Origin of the sequence: Ochrobactrum sp. S1502_03, assembly GCF_044435015.1 — a bacterium.
GTDB lineage: Bacteria > Pseudomonadota > Alphaproteobacteria > Rhizobiales > Rhizobiaceae > Brucella > Brucella chromiisoli.
This window is the reverse complement of sequence record NZ_JAYEXN010000078.1, coordinates 1-1,811: the sequence shown is the minus strand read 5'-3', so window position 1 is coordinate 1,811 and position 1,811 is coordinate 1. Positions and strand designations below refer to the sequence as shown.

Here is a 1,811-nt window from a genome sequence, read left to right as displayed (position 1 = left end):
GATAAGTATCTCTTATCGAAGGTGATATGTACGAAGTACTTGTACGTGCTGTAAAACAATGGTATCAGTGGCGTACGGCCAATTTCGGAGGTCCCGATGCCCCAGACAAGCTACAAGATCAGCGAAGCCCGCAAGAATTTCGCCGAAGTCCTTGATCGCGCCAACCAGGGCGAAGAGATCGTCATCATGCGTGGCAACGAAGTTTACGCCCGCATCGGTCCGGCAGCGGACGGTGGCAAGCGCCCTTTTGGCCTGTTGCGCCATCGTGGCCTGCCCGACAACCTGTTCGATACAGTTGATGCAGAGCAGGCGGCGATCGATGCCGGAGACTGGAATGATGATACCGGCGTCTGGCAAGGCAAATCCAACAATAGCGAAAACACGCAATGAAAATCCTGCTCGACAGCCACGCCGTCTACTGGTGGACAATCGGTAGTGATCGCCTGTCCATAAAGGCACGATCGCTGATCGAGGACAAGGCAAATGCTATCCTCGTCAGTGCGGTCACGTTCTATGAGCTGGACAACAAGATGCGCCTGAACAAGCTTGATCTCAAGCCCCAGGAACTGCGGGCAGCCGTCACGGAAAGCGGCCTGCAAACACTAGCCATCACCGATTTGCATGCCGAACTTGCAGCAAATTTTGATTGGGAACATCGCGATCCGTGGGACCGGATTCTTGCAGCTCAGGCGCGGCTTGAGCACTGCACTTTCATCTCGACGGATCTGGCGTTCGACGCGATTCTGCATGAGCGCGTCTGGTAAGGGCAATGGCGGTGAAGGTATTCGTGGACATTGCCGAGACGGCGGAGCGATTTGACGAACTGATTGACTTCGTTTTGCGCGATGACGAGATTGTCATCTGTCGAACAGGCGATCCTATTGCCGCGATCGTGCCAACTTCGCAGGATGGTCAGGGCACATGGGATGAAGTCTGGGCGCTGGCGCTTAAGGGAAAGCCTGCAAACATGCACCAGACTTCGAACCACGATGAACTATATGACGAGAACAGTCTCCCGAAATGAGCAGTTCGTCGTCAGGTTCGATTGAAAAACGCACCGAGACTTTAGATACGATAGCGGCTGTTCTGCCGATGAACCGCCGCGACATGCTGGCCGAGGTTCTGACGGATGCGGATATCGAGACGCTGCGTCATCTCGTCAATGAAGGCATGGGCGAAAACACCCTGCGCGCGCTGACTTCGGATCTGGCCTATCTCGAAGCCTGGTCGATGGCTGCAACCGGCAGCCCCCTGCCCTTCCCCGCGTCCGAAGCCCTGTTGCTGAAATTCGTTGCCCATCATCTCTGGCGGCCGCAGCAGCGCGAGATCGAACCCGATCACGGCATGCCGGCCGACGTGGAGGAGGAATTGCGTCAACGCGGGTTCCTGCGCGTGTCGGGGCCACACGCACCGGCAACCGTCCGCCGGCGTCTCGCCAACTGGTCAACGCTGACCCGCTGGCGGGGGCTGGAAGGGTCGTTTTCATCACCGTCCGTCAAATCGGCAATCCGGCTCGCGGTGCGTGCCCTGAACCGGCCGCGCAGCCGCAAGAGTGCCAATGCGATTACCGGCGATATTCTGGGCAAGCTTCTGGCGACCTGTTCGGGCGAGGATCTCACCGCCTTGCGGGATCGGGCTATCCTGATGGTAGCCTTTGCCTCGGGCGGGCGCCGCCGGAGTGAAATCGCCGGCTTGCGGGTAGAACAACTCGTCAAACAGGCACCTTTTACCGATGAGGACGGCCCTCCCCTCCCCTCTCTTGGCATCCATCTCGGCCGCACCAAAACCAGTGGCTCCGAGCAAGATGAAAC

General features: G+C 58.1%; 4 protein-coding genes. All 4 read left to right on the top strand.

The genetic code is table 11. The features are described 5' to 3' along the window. Window positions 1-96: 96 nt before the first annotated feature. Window positions 97-390, top strand: a complete 294-nt coding sequence (locus VBH83_RS19245) for a type II toxin-antitoxin system Phd/YefM family antitoxin (protein ID WP_024897005.1) — start codon at window positions 97-99, stop codon at window positions 388-390. Next, the gene (locus VBH83_RS19240; protein WP_265986750.1) at window positions 387-764 is read left to right on the top strand and encodes a type II toxin-antitoxin system VapC family toxin; all 378 of its coding nucleotides are present in this window, start codon (window positions 387-389) and stop codon (window positions 762-764) included. Before VBH83_RS19245 ends, VBH83_RS19240 begins: the two co-directional genes overlap by 4 nt. 5 nt (window positions 765-769) lie before the next feature. Further along, window positions 770-1,024, top strand: a complete 255-nt coding sequence (locus tag VBH83_RS19235) for a type II toxin-antitoxin system Phd/YefM family antitoxin (RefSeq protein ID WP_396999083.1) — start codon at window positions 770-772, stop codon at window positions 1,022-1,024. Next, window positions 1,021-1,811 (top strand): integrase (locus VBH83_RS19230; protein ID WP_396999082.1); only part of this gene is annotated, 791 nt, incomplete at its 3' end. The genes VBH83_RS19235 and VBH83_RS19230, both read left to right, overlap by 4 nt.